The 21,571-nt window shown below is 72.8% G+C and carries 15 protein-coding genes; 8 read left to right on the forward strand and 7 right to left on the reverse strand.

Annotated elements, in window-relative coordinates; all coding sequences use genetic code 11:
• Nucleotides 1-42: 42 nt before the first annotated feature.
• From ssb to G443_RS22035, 7 genes are all read left to right on the forward strand, one after another.
• The gene (gene ssb / locus G443_RS22005; protein WP_155886098.1) at nucleotides 43-549 is read left to right on the forward strand and encodes a single-stranded DNA-binding protein; all 507 of its coding nucleotides are present in this window, start codon (nucleotides 43-45) and stop codon (nucleotides 547-549) included.
• Between the two features lie 495 nt (nucleotides 550-1,044).
• A complete protein-coding gene (gene ettA / locus G443_RS22010; RefSeq protein ID WP_026418550.1) occupies nucleotides 1,045-2,721 on the forward strand; it encodes an energy-dependent translational throttle protein EttA in 1,677 nt (558 codons plus the stop codon).
• Nucleotides 2,722-2,732: 11 nt separating this feature from the next.
• On the forward strand, nucleotides 2,733-4,568 hold the full coding sequence (locus G443_RS22015; RefSeq protein ID WP_253860266.1) for a hypothetical protein: 1,836 nt from the start codon (nucleotides 2,733-2,735) through the stop codon (nucleotides 4,566-4,568).
• An 857-nt stretch (nucleotides 4,569-5,425) separates the two neighbouring features.
• On the forward strand, nucleotides 5,426-5,992 hold the full coding sequence (locus tag G443_RS22020) for a hypothetical protein (protein WP_253860267.1): 567 nt from the start codon (nucleotides 5,426-5,428) through the stop codon (nucleotides 5,990-5,992).
• A gap of 1,512 nt (nucleotides 5,993-7,504) precedes the next feature.
• Entirely contained in the window at nucleotides 7,505-12,478 is a 4,974-nt protein-coding gene (locus G443_RS22025) for an NAD-glutamate dehydrogenase (protein WP_026418549.1), read from the forward strand.
• Nucleotides 12,479-12,545: 67 nt separating this feature from the next.
• Nucleotides 12,546-13,043, forward strand: coding sequence for an acyl-CoA thioesterase (locus G443_RS22030; protein ID WP_026418548.1), 498 nt, complete (start codon nucleotides 12,546-12,548; stop codon nucleotides 13,041-13,043).
• Entirely contained in the window at nucleotides 13,036-13,683 is a 648-nt protein-coding gene (locus G443_RS22035) for a DUF8185 domain-containing protein (RefSeq protein WP_026418547.1), read from the forward strand. The genes G443_RS22030 and G443_RS22035 overlap by 8 nt, the downstream gene beginning before the upstream one ends.
• Before the next feature lie 63 nt (nucleotides 13,684-13,746).
• Here G443_RS22035 and G443_RS22040 read toward each other — a convergent pair whose 3' ends face one another.
• The 3 genes from G443_RS22040 to G443_RS22050 all read right to left on the reverse strand — a co-directional run bounded on the left by G443_RS22040 (nucleotide 13,747) and on the right by G443_RS22050 (nucleotide 16,980).
• Nucleotides 13,747-15,345 (reverse strand): glycoside hydrolase family 13 protein, encoded by a 1,599-nt coding sequence (locus G443_RS22040; RefSeq protein WP_051313870.1) that lies wholly within the window; start codon nucleotides 15,343-15,345, stop codon nucleotides 13,747-13,749.
• A 216-nt stretch (nucleotides 15,346-15,561) separates the two neighbouring features.
• On the reverse strand, nucleotides 15,562-15,954 hold the full coding sequence (locus G443_RS22045; RefSeq protein ID WP_030105424.1) for a globin: 393 nt from the start codon (nucleotides 15,952-15,954) through the stop codon (nucleotides 15,562-15,564).
• A gap of 36 nt (nucleotides 15,955-15,990) precedes the next feature.
• Nucleotides 15,991-16,980, reverse strand: coding sequence for a mechanosensitive ion channel family protein (locus tag G443_RS22050; protein ID WP_030105423.1), 990 nt, complete (start codon nucleotides 16,978-16,980; stop codon nucleotides 15,991-15,993).
• Between the two features lie 178 nt (nucleotides 16,981-17,158).
• Between G443_RS22050 and pepE the strand changes: the two genes are divergently transcribed.
• Nucleotides 17,159-17,887, forward strand: coding sequence for a dipeptidase PepE (pepE, locus tag G443_RS22055; RefSeq protein WP_026418543.1), 729 nt, complete (start codon nucleotides 17,159-17,161; stop codon nucleotides 17,885-17,887).
• An 81-nt stretch (nucleotides 17,888-17,968) separates the two neighbouring features.
• On the opposite strand, the gene G443_RS22060 is transcribed toward pepE, so the two are convergent.
• The 4 genes from G443_RS22060 to G443_RS22075 are packed head-to-tail and all read right to left on the reverse strand — an operon-like array spanning nucleotide 17,969 to nucleotide 21,571.
• Entirely contained in the window at nucleotides 17,969-18,898 is a 930-nt protein-coding gene (locus G443_RS22060; protein ID WP_026418542.1) for a DUF1177 domain-containing protein, read from the reverse strand.
• Complete coding sequence (locus G443_RS22065) at nucleotides 18,895-19,590, reverse strand: aspartate/glutamate racemase family protein (RefSeq protein ID WP_026418541.1); 696 nt, start codon at nucleotides 19,588-19,590, stop codon at nucleotides 18,895-18,897. The genes G443_RS22060 and G443_RS22065 overlap by 4 nt, the downstream gene beginning before the upstream one ends.
• Nucleotides 19,587-20,291 (reverse strand): AroM family protein, encoded by a 705-nt coding sequence (locus tag G443_RS22070; protein ID WP_026418540.1) that lies wholly within the window; start codon nucleotides 20,289-20,291, stop codon nucleotides 19,587-19,589. Before G443_RS22070 ends, G443_RS22065 begins: the two co-directional genes overlap by 4 nt.
• Nucleotides 20,288-21,571 (reverse strand): alpha/beta fold hydrolase, encoded by a 1,284-nt coding sequence (locus G443_RS22075; protein ID WP_026418539.1) that lies wholly within the window; start codon nucleotides 21,569-21,571, stop codon nucleotides 20,288-20,290. The genes G443_RS22070 and G443_RS22075 overlap by 4 nt, the downstream gene beginning before the upstream one ends.

The following is a 21,571-nucleotide window of genomic DNA, read 5'->3' on the forward strand; positions in this document are numbered from 1 at the left end:
TCCCTCCGCTCACCGGAAGGGCTGACGACAGTGAACGAGACGATGACGACCGTGGTGGGAACCGTGATCAGTGAGGTCCGGGCTGGCCAGACCCGGGAGGGGCACGCCTCGGCGAGCTTCCGGGTGGCCAGCAACGAGCGCCGGTACGACCGGGGTACCGGGCAGTGGGTCGACGGGGATCGCCTGTTCCTCACGGTGCGGTGTTGGCGCCAGCTGGCCGAGAACGTGACGGCGGCGCTGCGCAAGGGCGATCCGGTGGTGGCCCAGGGGCGCCTTCATACCCGTGACTACGACATCGAGGGGCAGCGCCGGTACGCGGTGGAGCTGGTGGCGACGACCCTGGGCCCTGACCTGGCTCGGTGTCGCGTGGACCTGCTCCGCGACCGGCGGGAGATCCCGGCCGGGGGCGGTTCCGACTCCTCGGAGCCGGGGGCCTCCCCTGTTCCTGGGGCGGGCGGTGACGGCGCCCCTGGAACCCGGACCGCCCCGGGTTCCTCTCCCGGCCGGGTTCCCGACCACCCCGCTGCCGCGCCGTTGGTGCCCGCCTGAGCGGGTGGGCGCGGCAGGACGGTCCCCCTGCCGCGCCCACCTCGGTCGGTCGGGTGAGTTCGGGGTGGCCGCGCCCGGCGAAGGCGTCTCGCCGGCGGGTACCGCCGTCCGGCCGCCCGCTCGCCCAACCGGGGCTGGACGAGGACGCCGCCTCGTCCAGCCCGTGGCCGTGGGGGGACGCGGAGCGACCGAGGCGAGGCCCGGTGACGTCGACCGGCGCCGACGGCGGTTCGGCTCGGGAGGGGCGCCGTGCCGGGGACAGCGCGACCGGAAGGGGCTGGCCGGTGTCCGGGGGCTGGCCACGGACCGTCGGGTTTCGGTTCGGCGGCCTTCTCGTGGCGGGCCTCCGCCGGTGGGGAAGGCCGCGAGGAAACGCCCTCGCACCGCCTGGCGGCCGCCGCCGGGGCCCTGGTCGAGGGCGCCGCAGCGGGGGATCGTCGCCGTCCGGTTGACCGACATACCGGGTGCCACGGCCACCGCTCTACGATCGCGGCCATGGCCGAGTTCATCTACACCATGAAAAAGGTGCGCAAGGCACACGGTGACAAGGTGATCCTTGACGACGTCACCATCATGTTCTACCCCGGCGCCAAGATCGGTGTCGTCGGCCCGAACGGGGCCGGAAAGTCGTCTGTGCTCAAGATCATGGCCGGACTCGACCAGCCGAACAACGGTGACGCGTTCCTGTCACCGGGCTATTCGGTCGGGATCCTGCAACAGGAACCGCCACTCAACGAGGACAAGACGGTTCTCGGCAACGTCGAGGAGGGCGTTGGGGAGATCAAGACCAAGCTGAACCGCTTCAACGAGATCGCTGAGCAGCTCGCCACCGATTACACCGACGAGCTGATGGAGGAGATGGGCAGGCTCCAGGAGGAGCTGGACCACGCTGACGCCTGGGACCTCGACTCCCAGTTGGAGCAGGCGATGGACGCCCTGCGGTGCCCGCCGCCGGACGCCGACGTCAAGGTGCTCTCCGGCGGTGAGCGCCGCCGGGTCGCGCTGTGCAAGCTCCTGCTGAGCAAGCCGGACCTCCTGCTGCTCGACGAGCCGACCAACCACCTGGACGCCGAGAGCGTGCTGTGGCTGGAGCAGTTCCTCGCCAGCTACCCCGGTGCCGTGCTCGCCGTCACGCACGACCGGTACTTCCTCGACAACGTCGCCGGTTGGATCCTGGAGCTCGACCGGGGACGCGCGTTCGTCTACGAGGGCAACTACTCCACCTACCTGGAGAAGAAGTCCGAGCGGCTCGCGGTGCAGGGCAAGCGGGACGCGAAGCTGCACAAGCGCCTCCAGGACGAGCTGGCCTGGGTCCGGTCGAACGCCAAGGCGAGGCAGGCCAAGTCGAAGTCCCGTCTCCAGCGCTACGAGGAGATGGCGGCCGAGGCGGAACGCACCCGCAAGCTCGACTTCGAGGAGATCCAGATCCCGCCGGGTCCGCGTCTGGGCACGGTCGTCGTCGAGGTCGACAAGCTCCAGAAGGGCTTCGACGACAGGGTCCTGATCGACAACCTGTCCTTCGACCTGCCGAGGAACGGCATCGTCGGTGTCGTCGGCCCGAACGGGGTCGGCAAGACGACGTTGTTCAAGACGATCGTCGGGCTGGAGGAGCCGGACGCCGGTTCGGTGAGGGTGGGCGAGACCGTCAAACTCTCCTACGTCGACCAGGGCCGGGCCGGGATCGACCCCAAGAAGACCGTGTGGGAGGTGGTGTCCGACGGGCTCGACTACATGCACGTCGGCAACGTGGAGATGCCCTCCCGCGCCTACGTGAGCGCGTTCGGTTTCAAGGGGCCGGACCAGCAGAAGCCGGCGGGGGTGCTTTCCGGTGGGGAGCGGAACCGCCTCAACCTGGCCCTCACCCTGAAGCAGGGTGGGAACCTGATCCTGCTCGACGAGCCCACCAACGACCTGGACGTGGAAACCCTGTCGTCGTTGGAGAACGCCCTGGAACAGTTCCCCGGCTGCGCCGTCGTGATTTCCCACGATCGGTGGTTCCTGGACCGGGTGGCTACCCACATCCTTGCCTGGGAAGGTACGGATGAGAACCCAGCGCAGTGGTTCTGGTTCGAGGGCAACTTCGAGGGGTACGAGCAGAACAAGGTGGAGCGCCTCGGCGTCGAGGCGGCCCGCCCGCATCGGGTCACCCATCGCAAGCTGACGCGCGACTGATCGGAGACCGGATGACGGCGGCCTGGGGCGCCGCGCCAGCAGGCGACGAACGTGACTCACTCGTGCGTGCGGCACGGGAGTTGCGCTGGAGCGCGCCCGAGGTCGCCCTCGTCCTCGCCGACCGGGCGGCGGCGATGGGTGGGACGGCCCGGGACCTGACCTGGTCCCGGGCCCAGTCGGTGGCCTGTTATGCCCTGAGCCGGCTCGATCGCGAACCGGCGGCGGCCGAACGGGCCGTGCCGGCCCTGCGGCTGCTCGAACGGTGGTTCGCCGGTGCTACCGGGACCGCCCGGGCCGAGATGTCGGAGGAGACCGAGCTCCTCGCCGAGCTCCGGGTGCAGGTGGCCAGGAGCGCTCGTCGACTCGGGTCGCCGGCGGTCTCGGTGCCGCTCCTGCGTCCGGTGCTCGCTGCCGGGGGCGTGGCGTCGGGTGCGCGGGCGGACGCCTTGCTCGAACTGGCATCGCTGTTACCAGGGGATACCGGGGAGTCGGAGTGGGCGCGGGTGCTCACCGAGGCGGAGGAGCTCTGCGACGGGGGCGAGGCGGACCGTGACGCCACCTGGTCGCGACGCGCGGCGGTGCGGGGAGCGTGGGCTCGACGCCAGCGGAGGGCGGGCGATCTGGACGCCGCGATCCTGTCGGCGCGGGACGGTCTCCGGCTGCTCGAGCAGCTCGACTCGCCGGCCCGCGACAGCGGGCGGGTTCGGGGGCGTCTCGTCGTGGAGCTGGTCAACGCGCTCCTGGACTCCGGCCAGCCCCGCATGGCCGTCGCGGTGTCCGAGGAGCTGCTGGCCGCGCCGGCGAGGTTGCCGGCCCTGTCCTCGCACGGCTGGTTGCGAATCCTGCTGGCCACCCGCGTTCGGCTGCCGGCTGGGGACGCCGAATGCGCTCGGGAGCTGTTGGTCTCCGTGGCCGAGGACGCCAGGCACCACCGCCTGGACCCGCTGTTGTCACAGGCCATGCGTGAGCTGTCCTTCGTGCACGAGAGGCTCGCCGAGACCACCGAGGCCCTGGACTGCCTGCGGGCCGCCCATGCCGCGGAGCGTCGGGCGCAGCGGGAGGTGCGGACCGCGCGCCTCCGGCTGGCCGATGAGTTCGCCGACTCGGCGGAGGGGAAGGACGGGGTCGGCGACCTGCTCACCGTGCTGGGGGAGGCGGACCGGCTTGGTGCTTCCTCCTCGTCTCGCGTCGCCGGCCGCCGTCGACGGGAGCGTCAGCAGGACTCGCCCTTCCTCAGCCGGTTCCGGGTGGGCCGAGGCGTGGGCCAGGACCCGGAGGTCTGGGATGGGGGCGCAGCGGCCCTAGCCTCGGGCCGTCCTGGCGGAACGCGGTCGTCCGCTCCCGGCCAACCGCTGCCCGAGGACCCGGCGTCCACCCGGGCGGCTGACCGGGCCGCCAACGAGCCTGACCTGTCGCGCGCCGGGGGAGCCCTCCCCGGGGGGCTTCCGTTGGTTCCACCACCGACCCCTCCGCCGTGGACGGGCCGGAACCCGAGGGGGGTCCTGGCGCGCCGCTCGGGGCCGACGACCTGGTCCCCGGGGAGACGGCCGGCCGGTGGTCCGATGGTGGCCGGAGGTCGGTCGACGAGGGCAGCGGCGGTCGGCGCCGCGCCGCCGCCTGGGACGTCGAGCGTGCCGGCATGGATCAGGTTGACGCGGTGGAGACCGAGCCCGCTGGCCGTCCCCCCGCGTGGTCGTCCGCCGACGATCCCTTCGACCAGTGGGACCCGGGCATCGGGCTGCCGGGTGCCGGTGAGCCGGCGAGCTGGTCGCCCGCTGGCCAGCCAGGCGCGCCACCGCTGCCCCCGGCGGCTGACCCCTCGGGTGGGGGCGGCTTCCTCGCGCTGACCGGCGGGGCCGTCGAGGAGGCACGGCGTGGCCTGCTGGGCAGCACCCTCGACCTGTTCCGGGGCATCGGCGCGGCGGAGCGGCGGGACCACGACGCGACCCCTCCCTCGGGGCGGGGCCCCGGGGACGGGGAGCTCGAGCTGGCTGGCCCGCCTGACCACGGTGCTCGGGGTCTGCCCGACGGCGGACCACCGCCGGTGGTGCCGTCACCTCCCTCGGATGAGCCGGGGGAGCTGCCCTTCGATCCTGCGGTCGATCCGTTCTCGGTGCCCGTGGAGTCGTGGTCGGCCGGCGAGGGCCCCGCTCCCGAGGTGGCCCACGGACCTCCCCCCGACGACCCGGCTCCCCGCCGGTTCCTGGCGGGCGGGCGCGATGACCACGACGAGTCCGGCGGTGCCGACCGCGACCGGCCACCGGCCGGCTCCACCCCGCCCACCCCGTCCGCCTCGGCTCCGGGTGAGCCGGGTGCCGTGGACGCCGCACCGGCCCGGCCCTGGGCGGTCGGGCTGCCCGTCGAGACGGGACCGTCCACCGAGGGTGCAGCCGTCGGCCCTGCCGCACCGCGCCAGTCCTGCCCGGAACACCGGGGAGGGGGCGGTGCCCCGGTCGGAGACGTGGCGAGGGCATCGGGGGCCTGGGGCGCCGGGCACGAGCCGGACCTCGGGGCGAAGCCGCCCCGAGGTGGGGCATTCACCGGGCCCGGCCAGTCAGCGGCGACCGTTCCGGCGGCCGGCACCCGGTCGAGCGGTGGTGCGGACGGGCCGCCGCCCGCCGAGCGGCCGGACGGCACGACATCGGCTGGTCGCGGTACTGGGGCGCGGGGGGAGGGCGCTTCCTCCAGCCCAGCTGCCGAGCCCATGCCGGTGGCCTCGGCCGATCCGGGGACGCACTCCCCGGTGGCGAGCGGGGACGATCTGGGCGGGGCCAGTCTCGCCGAGCTCCTCGCGGGAGCGATGGTCGCCTACGAGACCACCCGCCAGTCCCTGCGCCGGCGGATCGACCAGGAGCGTTCCCGGCAGCGAGCACATCTGCGGGCGGTGCCCACCGATCCCTCGGAACCCCCGGACCTCCCCCATCCCTCGGTGACGGGCGGGCAGGGGCCCGCGGCGGCCCCTGCCGTCGGGGCCGACCACCCGCCCCGGGGCCTGACCCCGCCGGCGGGGGCGGACGCGGAGCCCCCGTCGAGCCCAGCGCCCACCGATGCCACGTCAACCGCCGAGGGCCCACCCCCCGCGTGCCGGGTCGACCGGCCGACGGGGGTGGACGGCGGTGAGGGCGGCGCGCCAGCGGGTCCGGCCGGAGCCCGGGCGGTGCGTGGTGCGCCAGGGGCGATGCGAACCCGACCGATGGCCAGGGCACGGACGACGCCCCCGCCGGGAGCGCGGCAGCCGGAACCGGACCGGGCCACCACCCTGAGGCGCTGACCGAGGATGCCCGGCCGCACGCGTCTCCCGGCGGCCGGCACTCGGCGTCGCCGGGACGGAGGGGGGAGGACGGCGCCCTCGTCCCGACGAGCGAGGCGGGTGAGAACGCCGTACGAGAACCACCCGGGAGGACCGCGGTCAGTGAGGGACCATCACCGGGTGGGGACCTCTCCTGGCGGACGAGCCATCACCAGGAGTTGGCCGGGGCAGCTGAGACCCCGGTCCCCGAATGGCGGGTCGCGCCGTCCCTGCCCCACGAGGTGTCGGGGCCTGGCACGACGCGGTCCGAGGTCCACGGCGTGTCCGACGGCCCGGGCGCCCCGACCGGTTCCGCGGTCCCCCCTCCCCCCGATCCCGGCCGGGAGGACCTGCTGGATGGGCCAGGGGCGTCGGCTCCCGTCGTGGAGGCCGGCGGCGCCCACCCGGTCGCGGAACCCGCTCTGACCTGGGCGGTCGAAGCGGAGGTGTCCGGCCCGCCGGCCCCGGCCCCGCCGCCCCGGCACTCGTCCGTCCCCGGTGCGGAGACCGTCCAGGAGGAGGCGCTGACGACAGGGCGGCGGCGGAGGCGAGCGCCCCACGAGGACGGCACGGGGACGGCCCTCGAGCGGCCGGGAGGCCCCGCCGTCGAAGATCAGCACGCCGCGCCGGTGCTCCCGGCGTACGGAACCATCGGGAGCCCGACTCGGCGGCACGGCCGACCCGGTGGCGCGCCCACCTCAGCCGCCCCGACGCCCGGTGCGGACGAGGAGGCGGCCCCCACCATGACCGGCGGGGCCTCCGAGGTGCTGAGGGGGCGGCATCGCGGCTCGGGGGACGACGACGTCGATCCGGGGCTCGACCGGTGGGTCGCCGCTCGGCACCAAGCGGACCCGGACCCGGACCAGGACCCGGACCCGAGCGGCCCGCTCGTGTCCGGTCGGGCCGCCCACCGGACTCCGGAGCCGACGCGTTCCGGCGGTACGCACCGGGCGACCACGGATGCGCGCCACCACGGGGAGCCGAACGGTTGGCGGGCGCCGTCCGGTGGCTCCCCCACCGGGCCGCCGGAGGCGGAGGGTCCCCGGCCGCGACATCGGCGGTGGACGCCGCCGGCGGACTGAGGCGTTCCCCGCCGACCGCCCCGCGCGCCACCGCCCGCCCTCCGAGGGTGAGGGCATCTCGCACACCACCTGAGCTGGGGCACCACCCGTCGGGGCCAGCACCGGAACGGGACCACCCGGGACACCAACCGCGGTGGGCGGCCTCGGCCAGCGCACGCGGGAAGCCCCCGAGTCCGGTTCGAGTGGAGCGGACGAACGTGTGCTGGGTCTCGCTGGCCCGTCTCCGGCGGAGCGTCGGCGGGACCAGGCTCTAGCATCGTGGGCAGTTTCCGCAACGGATCGTCAGACCGCGGTCACCACCGTGCCGCCTGTCGTCCGCGTCCACCCGTCGGCCCGCCACCACCGGGGGCACGCTTAGGGTGGAGACGGTCGCGGTACAACGGGGTACCGCACAGTGTGGAGTCGTTTGGTGATGAGCTCAACAGGAGCACAGTCTCAGGCCGCGGGTGACGCGGCGAGGATGTCGACCGGTCCGGTGGACCGGTCGACCGGGTCGGACGTCAATCGCGAGGACCTGCTCAACGAGGCCGCGTCGGCGGTGCCCGACGTCGAGGACCTGCTGCGCCTCTACTACCGACACGTTCCCGGCGACGAGCTGGCCGACTACGACCCCGCCGGGTTGGCGGCCATCCTGCGCGCCCACCTCGACCTCGCCCGTTCGCGGGTGCCGGGGCGGCCGGCGCTGCGGTCGCTGACCCCGGACGGCCGGGTGTCGGAGACCGTCAGCACCGCCATCCAGCTGGTCACCGACGACATGCCCTACCTCGTCGAGTCGGTGGTGTCCGGCCTGAACCGCCAACAGGTCCAGGTGCAACGGGTGGTGCACCCCATCGTCGTGGTGCGTCGCAACCTGGCCGGTGACCTGCTCGAGGTGCTGGCCGACGCCGATCCCACGTCCCCGCCACCCGACGCGCTGGTGGAGTCGTGGATGTACCTGGAGATCGCCCAGCTCCGGGACGGCGAGGTGCTCGGGGAGGTCGAGCAGCGGCTGTACGCGGTGCTCAACGACGTCCGCGAGGTGGTGGAGGACACCGACCGGATGACCGAGCGGGCGCACGCCCTCGCCGCCGAACTGCGGCGGACGCCGCCGCCGCTGGACCCGGACGAGGTCCGACGGGGCGCCTCACTCCTGGACTGGTTGGCCACCGGCCACTTCACCTTCCTCGGCTACCGGCACTACGAGTTGGTGCACGGCACGGGCGACGGGGACGAACCCGCGTTGCGCGTCGTCCTCGGGTCCGGTCTGGGGGTGCTGCGGCGGGACAGCCTGGACGCCAAGGGGCTGGGAGCCGCCCCCGACGGCGGGGCGCACGCCCTGGCCCCCACCCTGCTGGTGCTCACGCAGGGGAGCGAACCCTCCGCCGTGCACCGGGCGACCCACCCCTACTTCGTCGGTGTGAAGACCTTCGACGACCAGGGCAACGTCAACGGCGAACACCGCTTCCTCGGGTTGTTCACCCCGGCGGCGCTGCACGCGGACGTCCTCGACATCCCGGTCGTCGCGGACAAGGCCAGGGAGGTCGTGCGGCGGGCGGGGTTCCCCCTGGAGTCGTACTCGGGGACCAGGATGTTGGAGGAGATCCAGAACTACCCGAGGGCGGAGCTGTTCTCCACCGAACCGGACACGCTGTTGGAGACGATCTCCGGCGTGCTCGCGATCGCCGAGCGCCGCATGCTGCGGCTGTTCCTGCGCCGCGACCCCTACGGCCGTTTCTACTCCTGCCTGGTGTACCTGCCGCGTGACCGGTACACGACCACGAGCCGGTTGGCGATGCAGGAGGTGCTGCTCCGGGAGCTGGGGGGCCACAAGCTGGAGTACAGCGCCCGCATCGGCGAGTCGCAGCTGGCCCGGGTGCACTTCGTGGTGAGCACCACTCCCGGTGAGCCGGTCCAGGTCGACACCGCCGCCCTCCAACAGCGGCTGCTGGAGGTTTCCCGCACGTGGGAGGACCTCATGGTGGAGGAGGTGGTTCGCCGCAGGGACGACCCCGAGCGCCTCGCCGACGACGAGACCACGGCCTCCGAGACCGCCCTGGAACGGGGCCGCCAGTACGCGTCGGCGTTCTCCGAGGCCTACAAGGAGGACTTCACCGCCGCCGAGGGGCTTGACGACCTGCACCGGTTGTTCCGCCTCGGCGGGCCGGGCGACCTCGACATCTCGTTCTACGCCCCCGCGGACTCGGCGCCGGGGGAGCGCCGTTTCAAGCTGTACATGGTGGGCGAGCGGGTCACGCTGTCCCAGGTGTTGCCGGTGCTCCAGCGGATGGGCGTCGAAGTCGTCGACGAGCGGCCCTACGAGGTCAACCGGCACGACGGCGTCCAGTGCTGGGTCTACGACTTCGGGCTCCGGCTCGACCCCCGCGCCCTCGCGGAGGGGGAGCGGGACCAGCTGGCCGAGGTGCAGACCCGCTTCCAGGAGGCGTTCGTCGCGGCGTGGCGCGGCGACGTCGAGGTGGACGGTTTCAACGCCCTCGTGCTGCGGTGCGGGATCACCTGGCGGCACGCCGCGCTGCTGCGCGCCTACGCGAAGTACCTGCGGCAGGTGCGCACCCCCTACAGCCAGGACTACATCGAGGACACCCTGCTGGGCAACCCGATGCTGACCGGTGCGCTGGTGCGCCTGTTCGAGGCCCGGTTCGACCCGGAGGTGTCCGAGGAGGGGCGGGCGAAACTCGTCGACGAGCAGACCGAGGAGATCACGGACCTCCTCGACGAGGTCGCCAGCCTGGACGTGGACCGCATCCTCCAGTCCTACCGCGCGTTGATCATGGCGACCCTGCGCACCAACTACTTCGTGCGGGACGCCACGGGGGAGCCGCTGCCGTACTTCGCCTTCAAGCTCGACCCGGCGTCGCTGCCGGACCTGCCCCAGCCGCGACCGGCCTTCGAGATCTTCGTCTACTCGCCGAGGGTGGAGGGCGTGCACCTGCGGTTCGGTTCGGTCGCCCGGGGCGGCCTGCGGTGGTCCGACCGCCGTGAGGACTTCCGCACCGAGATCCTGGGGTTGGTGAAGGCCCAGGCGGTGAAGAACGCCGTGATCGTGCCGGTGGGCGCGAAGGGCGGCTTCGTGGTGAAGAGGCCGCCGACGCGCACCGGGGACGCGGGGATGGACCGGGAGGCGCTGCTCGCCGAGGGCATCGCCTGCTACCGCACGTTCATCTCGGGCATGCTGGACCTGACGGACAACCTGCGGGACGGGGAGGTCGTGCCGGCACCCCAGGTGGTGCGGCACGACCCGGACGACACCTACCTGGTGGTCGCGGCCGACAAGGGCACGGCGTCGTTCTCCGACATCGCCAACGAGGTGGCGTTGTCCTACGGCTTCTGGCTGGGGGACGCCTTCGCCTCGGGCGGGTCGGCCGGGTACGACCACAAGGCCATGGGCATCACGGCCCGGGGCGGGTGGGAGAGCGTCAAACGGCACTTCCGTGAGCTCGGCGTCGACACGCAGCGGGACGAGTTCACCGTGGTCGGTGTCGGTGACATGTCCGGGGACGTCTTCGGCAACGGGATGTTGTTGTCCCCGCACATCCGGTTGGTGGCCGCCTTCGACCACCGGCACATCTTCGTCGACCCCAACCCCGCGGCGGCCAGCTCCTACGCGGAGCGGCGACGCCTGTTCGACCTGGGGCGGTCGAGCTGGGACGACTACGACCGCAGCCTGATCAGCGCCGGAGGCGGGGTGTGGTCGAGGACGGTCAAGTCCGTTCCGCTCAGCCGGCAGATGCGCCGGGCGCTGGGCCTGGCGGAGAGCGTGACGAAGCTGTCCCCGCCGGAGCTGGTGCGGGCGATCCTGCTGGCACCGGTGGACCTGCTGTGGAACGGCGGTATCGGTACCTACGTGAAGGCGGCGGACGAGAGCCACGCCGACGTGGGGGACAAGGCCAACGACATCGTGCGCGTCGACGGCCGTGACCTGCGGGTCCGCGTGGTGGGCGAGGGAGGGAACCTCGGCCTCACCCAGCGGGGGCGGATCGAGTTCGCCCGGACGGGCGGCAAGATCAACACGGATGCCTTGGACAACTCCGCCGGTGTCGACTGCTCCGACCACGAGGTCAACATCAAGGTGCTGCTCGACAGGCTCGTCGCCCGGGGCCTGTTCGACCGCGAACAGCGCAACGAGCTGCTCGCCGAGATGACCGACGAGGTCGCCAGCCTGGTCCTGGCCGACAACTACGAGCAGAACCGGGTGCTGGGGGTGGCGCGCTCGCACGCGGCGCCGATGCTGTCCGTGCACGCCAGGTTGCTCCACCACCTGGAACAACGGCACGGGCTCGACCGCGAGTTGGAGGCCCTGCCGGACTCCGAGGAGATCAAGGCCAGGGAGAAGGCGCGGGAAGGGTTGTCCAGCCCGGAGCTGGCCACCGTTCTGGCGCACGTCAAGCTCGCCCTGAAGGACGAGCTGCTCGCCAGCGACCTGCCCGACCAGGAGATGTGCCTGCGCCGGCTTCCCGCCTACTTCCCCACGCCGCTGCGGGAGCGGTTCGACGCCGAGATCCTCCGGCACCCGCTGCGTCGGGAGATCGCGACGACCCTGCTGGTCAACGAGGTCCTCGACGGGGCTGGGCTTTCCTTCGCCTACCGGTTGCTGGAGGAGACCAGCGCCACCGCCACAGACGCCGTTCGCGCCTTCGCCGTGGTGAAGGAGGTTTTCGGGATGGGGTCGCTGTGGCGGGCGATCGACCAGCTGGACAACGTCGTTCCCTCCACGGTCACCGACGAGCTGACGCTGGAGACGCGTCGGTTGCTGGACCGGGCGGTGCGCTGGCTGCTGGCGAACCGTCCCCAGCCGTTGGCGGTGGGAGCGGAGGTCACCCGCTTCGCGTCCACGGTCGCCGAGTTGGGTCCGAAGGTCCCGGAGCTGCTGCTGGGCAGCGAGCGGGAGGTGGTGTCCGGGCGGGCCGCGGAACTCGTCGACCAGGGCACCCCGCCGGAACTGGCCAGCAGGGTCGCGGCGTTGCTGAACACCTACTCGCTGCTCGACATCGTGGAGGTGGCGGAACTCGCCGAGCGCGACGGCGGGGTCGAGCGCGAGCGCAGCCCCCAGGAGGCGGCCGAGACCTACTTCGCGGTGTCGGCGCACCTGCGGATCGACGAGTTGCTCCACTCGGTCAGCGCGCTCGAGCGCGGGAACCGGTGGCACAGCCTCGCCAGGCTCGCGTTGCGGGACGACGTCTACTCCTCGCTGCGGCGGATCGCGTTGGACGTGCTGCGCAGCAGCGAGCCCGGTGACGCGGCCGCGGACAAGATCGCCCAGTGGGAGCAGGCGAACGCCTCCAGGCTTGCCAGGGCCCGGTCGACGCTGCGGGAGATCGACCGGTCGGGGCGCAACGACCTGGCCACCCTCTCGGTCGCGGCCAGGCAGATCCGGAGCATGGTGCGGTGACGGGTGGACCTCGCCGCGGTTAGGCTGCCGGGAATTCGTACGGATGTGAACGAAAGGGCGCGCTGACTTGGCCGCGTACGTCACCGACATCGCACCTCGCTGGTCCGACATGGACTCCTTCGGGCACGTCAACAACGCCAAGATGGTCACGTTGCTGGAGGAGGCGAGGGTGGGCCTGCTGTTCGACCACCCCGCCGGTTCCGGCCTGGACGAACTGTCCAGGGGGGTGGTGATCGCGCACCTGGCGATCGACTACCACCTGCCCATCGTGGTCACCGGGGCGCCGCTGCGGGCGGAGATCGCCGTGCGCGAGGTGCGCACGGCGTCCTTCACCCTGGACTACGCGCTCCGACAGGGGCCCGGGGCGTCCGACCCGGTGGCGGCGTCGGCGCGGACGGTGCTGGTGCCCTTCGACGTCGACGCGGGCCGGCCACGACGGCTGAGCCCCGTCGAGGTGGAGTACCTGAGCAAGTGGGTACCGGGCCCGGAGGGACCGCGCTACGAGCCCCGCCGGCCGAAGGCCACCGGGGCGGCCTCCGAGGGGTCGGGGGTCGGCGGTGCCTGAACTCCGACTGGCCGACGGCAGCGAACGTGACGATCTCGGCGCGTTCGTGGCCAGGGCCGTCCGGCTCGACCAGCAGTGCGCGATCCGGTTGCGGACGCGGTCGGGGGAACCGGGAGCCGAGGTGCTGGACGCGTGGATGGCCACTCCCTTCGACACCCTGGTGACGAGGTCGGTGCGGGGAGCGGTCCACCCCAACGACCTCACCGTGCACGGGTCCGAGCTGTTGGCCTCGCTCGCCGTCAGCAGGGGGGACGGCGTCGACCCGGGCGCTCCCCAGGACCTGTTGTGGCGTTCGGCCCTTCCCCCCGCCGACGGGTGGGTCCGCGTCGACGACCTGCCGGCCGGGGTGGTGTCCGACCTCGCGGACCGTGGGGTGGCGGTGGCCAGGGAGAACGCCGGTCCCAAGGGGAATCCGCCTGCCTCGCTGTTGGACCAGGCGGTGCTCACCGTCAGCGGTTCCGGATTCGAGGTGAAGGTCCCGATGCGGTGCCTGTTCTCCCTGTCGGGGATGGGCTTCGTGGGCGGCGCTGACTCAGACGACCTGATCAGGGTCAGCGCCACGGACTCCTGGTTGCGGATGGACGCGCGTTTCGGAGCGGTGGTGCGGCGGCGGCACGCGCTGCTGCCGTTGCTGTTCTGAGCCTGTGGGTCGACGGGTGCCCGGCCGGCCCTCCACGGGGAGGGCCAGCCGGGCACGTCGAGGTCAGTGCAGCCAGGCCGCCGTGTTCGGGGGGAGCTCCCCGTTGTCGTCGAGCGGGCCGCTGGCCAGCAGCACCTCTCCCGGCGGCAGCGGAACCGAGGCGTCAGAGGTGTTCAACGCGCAGATGAGCCGCCCCTCGCTGCGGCGGAACGCGAAGCAGCGGTCCGGCGCCCCGTACCACTCGACCTGGTCACCGGCGAATCCCGGGTGGGTCCGGCGGATCTCCATCGCCCTCCGGTACAGGGAGAGCATCGAGTCCGGGTCCTCCAGCTGGCGTTCCGCCGTGAGCGCGGCCCACTCCTCCGGCATCGGCAGCCAGCTCGTCTCACCGGAGGAGAAACCGAAGGCGGGCTGGTCGCCCTCCCACGGCATCGGGATGCGGCAGCCGTCCCGCCCCCGGTCGGTGCCGCCCGACCGCCGCCAGATCGGGTCCTGAAGGGCCCAGTCGGGCAGCTCGACGTTGGGCAGCCCGAGCTCCTCCCCGTAGTACAGGTAGATCGTGCCGGGCAGGGCGAGCTGGACGAGGGCCATGGCCCGTGCGCGCCGCACCCCCAGGTCGCCGCCGCCGTAGCGGGTGGCGTGCCGGGGAACGTCGTGGTTGGACAGCGTCCAGGTGGGCGGAGCTCCCACCTCGGCGACCGCGGCGATCGAGTGCTCGATCGCCGCGCGGACCTCCCCGGCGTCGAAGGACGCCTCGACGAGCCGGAAGTTGAAGCCGAGGTGGAGTTCGTCGGGACGGACGTACCGGGCGAAGCGGTGGTCCTCCTTCACCCAGATCTCCCCGACGGCGACCTTCCCGCTGTACTGGTCCAGCGTCTTGCGGACCATGCGGTGGATGTCGTGCACACCGTCGTTGTCGAAGCGGGGGTCCAACCGGTTGTCGTGCAGGACGGCCGAGCCCTGGTCGGCGTCCTCGGACATGTCCGGCAGGTCCGCCGGCTTGGCCATGCCGTGCGCCACGTCGATGCGGAAGCCGTCGACGCCCCGGTCCAGCCAGAACCGCAGCGTCGTCTCCAGGTCCAGCCAGACCTCCTGGTTGGCCCAGTTCAGGTCCGGCTGTTCCGGCGCGAACAGGTGCAGGTACCACTGTCCGTCGGCGACGCGGGTCCACGCCGGGCCGCCGAAGATGCTCGTCCAGTTGTTCGGGGGCAGCTCACCGTCCGAGCCGAGCCCGTCCCGGAAGATGTAGCGGTCACGTTGCGGGCTCCCCGGCGGTGCCACCAGCGCCTCCTGGAACCACACGTGCTGGTCGCTGCTGTGGTTGGGCACCAGGTCGATGGTCACCTTGATGCCGGCGGCGTGGGCGTCCTCGATGAGCCGGTCGAAGGCCGCCAGGTCACCGAACTGGGGGTCGACGTCCCGGGGGTCCGCGACGTCGTAGCCGTGGTCGGCCATGGGGGAACGGAAGAACGGCGTGAGCCACAGGGCGTCCACCCCGAGTAGCTCCAGGTAGCCCAGCCGTTGCCGGATGCCCTCGAGGTCTCCGACGCCGTCACCGTTCGAGTCGGCGAACGAACGGACGTACACCTGGTAGAAGACAGCGTTGCCCCACCAGTCGGGCCCGTCGATGGCCTCGCGCTGAATGTCGGCGGATCGTCGCACAAAGAGCCATATTGCCATCTCCGAGGCGCGGATTCTCCCGTACGGGTGATCCATTTCGGGTGATCCACGTCGTTACTGCGTACACCTCGCCTCGTTGGGCCGTCCGCAGTAGTGGTCACCGCCGCCGGTTGGGCCGACCGGATCAGGGGGGTGGAGGTGAACCGATCAGGAAGCCCGACGGGTGGGTGGTGGCGCGGGGAGGAGGTCCCGGACCCCTCACTCCCAGCTGTTCAACAGGCTGTGCGCGGCCATGTCCAGGTACTTCCAGAGCTGGTCGCGGTGCTCCTCGGAGAGGTCGGCCTCGTCCACGGCCACCCGCATGCACCGCAGCCACGCGTCCCGCTCGGCCGGCCCCACGTGGAAGGCGGCGTGCCGCATCCGCAGCCTCGGGTGGCCCCGGCGGTCGGAGTAGGTGTGCGGACCGCCCCAGTACTGCTCGAGGAACAGGCGCAGGCGCTCCTCGGCAGGGCCGAGGTCCTCCTCGGGGTACATCGGCCGCAGCAGGTCGTCCTTGGCGACCTCCTCGTAGAACCGGCCGACGATCGCGCGGAAGGTCGGCTCGCCGCCCACAGCCTGGTAGAAGTTCTCGGGTGCTGCCACGTTCTCCATCCTCACCCACGTGCGCCGCGGACCGACGACCGCCCGTCAGGGCTGCTGCTGTTGCTGGTAGAAGGCACGGCCGGCGGGGTAGGGCGCGGTGATGCCCTCCCGGTCGTAGACGTCCTTGATCCTGGCCCGCAGCGAGCGCTGCACGGCCCACTGGCGTCCGGGCCGGACCTTCACGGTGAGCCGGATCGTGATCGTGTCCGCCGTGATCTGGTCGACGCCGAGCATCTCCGGGGGTTCCAGCACGTCCGCCGAGAAGCTGGGTTCCTCGGCGGCCTCGGTGGCCGTGTCGAGCGCGAGTTGGATCGCCCTGTCCACCGGAACGGTGTGGGCGACCGGCAGGTCGACGACGGCCACCGAGAAGCCCTGGCTGAAGTTGCCCACCCGCAGGACCTCGCCGTTGCGCACGTACCAGACGGTGCCGTTGAGGTCCCGTAGCGTCGTCACCCGGAGGCCGACGGCCTCCACCGTGCCGATGGCGTCACCGAGGTCGACCACGTCACCGACGCCGTACTGGTCCTCCAGCATCATGAACATGCCGGACAGGAAGTCTCGGACCAGGTTCTGCGCGCCGAAACCGATGGCGACGCCCACCACACCCGCCGAGGCCAGGATCGGGGCCATCTGGATGCCGAGTTGGTCGAGCACCATCAGCGCGGCCACCCCGTAGATCACGAAGCTGGCGACCGACTTGAGCACCGAGCCGATGGTCCTGGCGCGCTGGGCCCGACGTTCCGACAGCAGCGGCCCCAGGGCGTCCGGTGCCCGCTCCCGCAACGGCGCCAGCAGCGCCGGCACCCGGCCCTCGCCGCCACCCCTGGTCGCCCGGGAGATCATCCGGTGCACCAGCCAGCGGAGCACGAACGCGGCGATCACGATGAGGGCGATCGCGATGCCGTTGACCACGAGCGGGGACAGCTCGGCGACCGTCGCGTTGCCGGTCACCTCGAAGACGCGGTCGCAGATGGACCCGTCCTCGTTCACGCACGCGGGCTCGGGGCCGGGGGAAACGGTGGACACGTCGGCCATGCTAGCCACCCGCGACCGGGGACCCGGTGTTGTCTTCGTTACCCGAGCGTGACCTCCGGGGTGGTGTCGTCGCCCGGGGCACGCGAGGTGGGACGGGTGCGAGGTCACAGGGGGGCCGGATGGGAGGCTCGCGAGGACGCCGAGGGCGAACGACGAGGTCAGAGAAGGGCGGAGGGTCATGGACCTGTTGCTGTTGTCGAACTCCACCAACCACGGACGGGGCTTCCTCGAACACGCGGGGGACGAGGTGCGGGACTTCCTCACCGGGGTGGACCGGCTCGTGTTCGTCCCCTACGCGCTGGCGGACCACGACGGGTACACCGAGAAGGTCCGCACGGCGCTGCGGGACGTCGTGGAGGTCGTCGGGGCGCACGAACGGGAGGACCCCCGGGAGGCGCTGGCGGGAGCCCGAGCGGTGTTCGTCGGGGGCGGCAACTCGTTCCGCCTCCTGTCGAACCTGCGCACCCGGGGACTGCTGGACGCGCTGCGGGGACAGGTGCGGTCGGGGCACCTGCGCTACATGGGGGCCAGCGCCGGGACGAACATGGCCTGCCCGTCGCTGCGCACCACCAACGACATGCCGATCGTGCAGCCGCCCTCGTTCGAGACGCTGGGTCTGGTGCCCTTCCAGATCAACCCGCACTTCCTGGACGCCAGCCCGGGCAGCACGCACATGGGGGAGACCAGGGAGCAGCGGATCGCCGAGTTCCACGAGGAGAACGACGTCCCCGTGCTCGGCCTCCGCGAGGGCGCCTGGGCGCGGGTGTCGGGGACGGCCGCGACCCTCGGTGGCGAGACCGGAGCGGTCCTGATGGAGCGGGGCCGGCCGGCCCGCGAGCTCGCTCCCGGCAGCGACCTCGGGTTCCTGTTGGACGCCCACCCGAGGTTCGACGAGCCGGCCCGCTGAACGGGACACCGGCAGCGGGGGACGGGGCCGGTCACCGCACCCGCCCCGCCCCTCCCCGGCCCACGCCCGGTGCGCGCGGGGTCAGCCGCCGGTCTGCAGGTGGGTCATCGGCCCGTACAGCTCGACGAGGCGGTCGAACTCGGCGGTGTCGTGGAACGAGCAGGTGCCCCGACCGAACCGCTTGGCCACCTCCACGCAGAACCGGACGGCCTGCTCCACCACGTGCGGGTCGGTGGCCCCCGTCGCGGAGCCGGCCACCGCCGTCTCGGTGGTCAACGCGACGCCCACCACGGGCGCCGTGGTCGCCGTCGCCGGCTGGAGGATCGAGTTGACGTGGTACACGCCGTTGCCGTAGGGCGTGATGTCCTGGGTGGTCAGCGGGAGGACGGCCGGGAGCCGGCCGGTGACCTGCTCGACGATGCCCAGCAGGTCCTCGCTGGTGCGCAGGATCCAGCCCTGCCGGACAGTCGGGGAGATCGCGAACCCGTGGTGGTTGAGCACCCGGTTGCCCTTGGTGGTGTCCACCGACAGCACCGCGTCGGCTTCCGCGCTGACCTCGTGCTCGTTCATCTGGCCCATGTCGACCGGCGAGCCCATGAACGGGACCGGGTCGTGCGGCATCGTGGGGGCGTCGGGGCACACGTGGGTGGAGATGACCACGTCCCCGGCGAGCACGTCACCCCGGGCGCGCATGGCCGAGAGCTTCGCCGCCGTGGACAACGCCGTCAGCGCGCCGTCCCCGTCGGAGACGAAGCCGATCTGCTCGGGCCGGGCGCCGAGCCCGCCCAGCCGTCCGATCACGCCCAACGTGGGCGCGGTTCCCCCGGCGAGGCGGCCCTGAGAACCCGGAACGACGCACCGCAGGAAGTCGGTGCGCCCCGACTCGCCGGTCACCCTGGTGACCTCCACCCGGTCGGCTCCGTGGGACCGGAGCCACTCGGCGGCTGCCTCCCCGTCCACCCCCGGGTCGTCGAGCAGGTCGTAGGCGTCCATCACGTGTCGCAGGCTCATGCCTGGTCTCCTTCCTCGTAGCGTTCCCGCCCTCCCAGGGCGAGCGTGGCGACCGCGCCGCCGGCCAGGACCGCGTCGACCACGGGTACTCCCAGGTGGGAGCGCACCCACGGCGCGAGGCGGATCGTGGTGAGGCCGGTGCAGGCGAACAGCAGCACCTCGGCGCCGGCCGCGACCAGGTCGGCGGCGGCGGCGCGGGCGGCGGCGGCGCCCTGGTCGGTGAGCAGGTCGGTCGTGCGGGTCACGCCGTCCGGTCGGCGGGCCGAGACCAGGCGCGCGCCGAGGACGTCACCGACCGCCGGGGGGACCTCGTCGGTGATGCCGAGGACACCCACCCGGTCGCCGGTGGCGAGCGCGGCCGCCGCCGCGGCGGAGCCCGCCCCGATGACCGGGATGCCCACCGCGGCCCGGGCCTCGCGCAACCCGGGGTCGGCGGCGCAGCTGATCAGCAGTGCCGCGCAGCCGGTGCCGGCGAGCGCCCGCGCGGTGTCGACGATCTTGGGAACCGCCAGGGCGTGGCTGGCCTCGTCGTGCACCCCGTACGGCTGGTCCGGGATGCACGCCGACCGGGTCGGCACGTCCCACTCGCGTTCCACCGCCCTGCCGTGCGCGGCGACGAGGTCGGCGTCGGTCGAGCTGACCACGCGGATGACGCCCACCGTGGCCCTGCCGTCCTGGTTGACGGCGGTCATGCGATCACCTCCGCCGCCAGCCGGGCCACCACCGAGCGGGCCAGTGCCACCGGCCGGCCGCTCGCGTTGGCCGCCAGCCGGCGCATCCGTTCCGAGTAACCCATGCAGTCGAGGACGATCCAGTCGGCGCCGCGGTCCGCGAGGTCGGCGGCCGCCCTGGCCACCCCCTGCTCGGCCAGGGCGGCCGGCTCCGCGTAGGGGGTGGCCGCCTCGACGAGCACCCGGTCGGCCGCGTCCCGCCACGTGCCGGCCGCCGTGTCCCGCTGGTCCGGGAGGGGGCACACCACGCCGAGCGTCGCCGCGCCGGCGGCGCTGACCAGGCCCCGCACCCCGTGCACGACGAGGGGCTGGGCGGTGATCAACGGGCGCCGGTGGGGGATGTCGACGAGGTGGCCGGTGCACACGAGCAGGGTCGCCGTGACCCCGGCCTCCTCCACCCAGCGCACGGCGGCCCGCAGGTGCGGCGCCACCAGCGCCCCGTCGAGCGCGACGCCCCGACCGTCGGCGAGGCGGGTCGCCAGCCGCTCGACAGTGGTCTCGCCCGGTGCCAGTGCCGCGATCTCCGCCCGGCCCAGGTCGTCCAGCGCGCCGCGCTCGACGACCTCCACCCGACCCAGCCGGGGCAGCAGCTCCGGCACCAGGTCGACGCGGGGCGACTGGCCGATGGTGACCACGCCGAGCCGGGGGAGACCGCCGGTCACGACAGTCCGCCAGCCATCGCCAGCAACCGGTCCAGGACCGCCGCGTCGGCGCGGACGCCGTCGTGGGCGTAGTCGTTGGTGATCCACGGTCGCAGACCGCGCACCGCCGACGCCGTCGCCAACGAGTGCTCCCGGGCCACGAACATGTCGTCGTAGTACACGGCGGCGAACGCCGGCACCTCGTTCGCCGCCAGCCGCGCCGGGTCGTACAGCGCCGGCCAGTCCGTGCGGGAGGCCAGCAGTTCGGCCGTCTCCCGCAGCGGCGTCAACGCGGGCACCTCAGCGAAGTGCAGCGGGTAGATCATCTCCCCGGTGAACAGGAAGTCCTCCGCGTCCACCGCGAACTCCGGCCGGCGCTGGTACTCGCGTTCGGCCGCCCACGACGAGGCCGTCCCCTGGTTGTAGATCGGCTCGTGCAGCACCGCGTACAGCGGGTTCGCCGCGAAGGACAACGCGGCGCCCAACTCGGCGAGGAACGTGTCACCCAGCCGGTCCCGACCCGGCGAGCCGGCGAAGGCCTGCTCCAACAGGAAGTGCAGGGAGTCGAAGCCCGACCTCGTCCCGAGCTGGATGCCCGCCGTCTGGAACCGCCGAGGGGTCAGGACCTCCCCCGTCGGCAGCCGGGTCTCCCCGGCGGAGAGGACGTCGACGACCCGCCGGACCAGTTCCCGGTCAGCGGGGTGCCGGGCGAAGTAGAGCTCGTTCTGCTCGACTGTCCGGTCGTAGGTGAGCCGGTACACGTCGTCGGCCGTCCCGGCCAGCGGGGGCAACCCGCCGGTGACGAACGCCTCCCGCAGTCCCTCCGGTGCGAACGACAGGTAGCTGAGGGTGACGAACCCGCCGAAGCTCTGGCCGAGCACGCTCCACGGTTCGTCACCCCCGAGGTGCCGGCGCAGCACCTCGGCGTCACCGACGATCGAGTCGGCCCGGAACAGCGACAGGTAGTCCGCCTGGGCCTCGGGGCCACCCACCTCCGCCAGGGTGCGCCGGTTGGCGGGAGTGGACAGCCCGGTGCCCCGCTGGTCGAGGAGCACCACCCGGTAGTCGCGCAGCGCCCTGCCGAGCCAGGTGCTCGGGGCGGTGGGCCGCTGTGCCCGGTTGCCGGGACCTCCCTGGAGCCACAGCAGCCTGGGCAGGTCCCTCCCGGCGTTCGCCGAGGAGACGACCTCCCTGGCGAACACCTCGATCGAGCCCCGCGCGGGGTCCCGGTGGTCGAGGGGGGACTCGACCACGTGTTCGGTGATGACCATGCCTGCTTGGCGGTACTCGTTCACGCGCAT

This window comes from Actinoalloteichus caeruleus DSM 43889 (genome assembly GCF_000429185.2).
GTDB lineage: Bacteria > Actinomycetota > Actinomycetes > Mycobacteriales > Pseudonocardiaceae > Actinoalloteichus_B > Actinoalloteichus_B caeruleus.

Coding starts and splice junctions, on each gene's coding strand:
- ettA (WP_026418550.1), top strand. CDS start 1,045: ATGGCCGAGTTCATCTACACCATGAAAAAGGTGCGCAAGGCACACGGT.
- ssb (WP_155886098.1), top strand. CDS start 43: ATGACGACCGTGGTGGGAACCGTGATCAGTGAGGTCCGGGCTGGCCAG.
- G443_RS22050 (WP_030105423.1), bottom strand. CDS start 16,980: ATGGCCGACGTGTCCACCGTTTCCCCCGGCCCCGAGCCCGCGTGCGTG.
- G443_RS22065 (WP_026418541.1), bottom strand. CDS start 19,590: ATGACCGCCGTCAACCAGGACGGCAGGGCCACGGTGGGCGTCATCCGC.
- pepE (WP_026418543.1), top strand. CDS start 17,159: ATGGACCTGTTGCTGTTGTCGAACTCCACCAACCACGGACGGGGCTTC.
- G443_RS22015 (WP_253860266.1), top strand. CDS start 2,733: ATGACGGCGGCCTGGGGCGCCGCGCCAGCAGGCGACGAACGTGACTCA.
- G443_RS22025 (WP_026418549.1), top strand. CDS start 7,505: ATGAGCTCAACAGGAGCACAGTCTCAGGCCGCGGGTGACGCGGCGAGG.
- G443_RS22045 (WP_030105424.1), bottom strand. CDS start 15,954: ATGGAGAACGTGGCAGCACCCGAGAACTTCTACCAGGCTGTGGGCGGC.
- G443_RS22075 (WP_026418539.1), bottom strand. CDS start 21,571: ATGCGCGTGAACGAGTACCGCCAAGCAGGCATGGTCATCACCGAACAC.
- G443_RS22020 (WP_253860267.1), top strand. CDS start 5,426: ATGCCGGTGGCCTCGGCCGATCCGGGGACGCACTCCCCGGTGGCGAGC.
- G443_RS22060 (WP_026418542.1), bottom strand. CDS start 18,898: ATGAGCCTGCGACACGTGATGGACGCCTACGACCTGCTCGACGACCCG.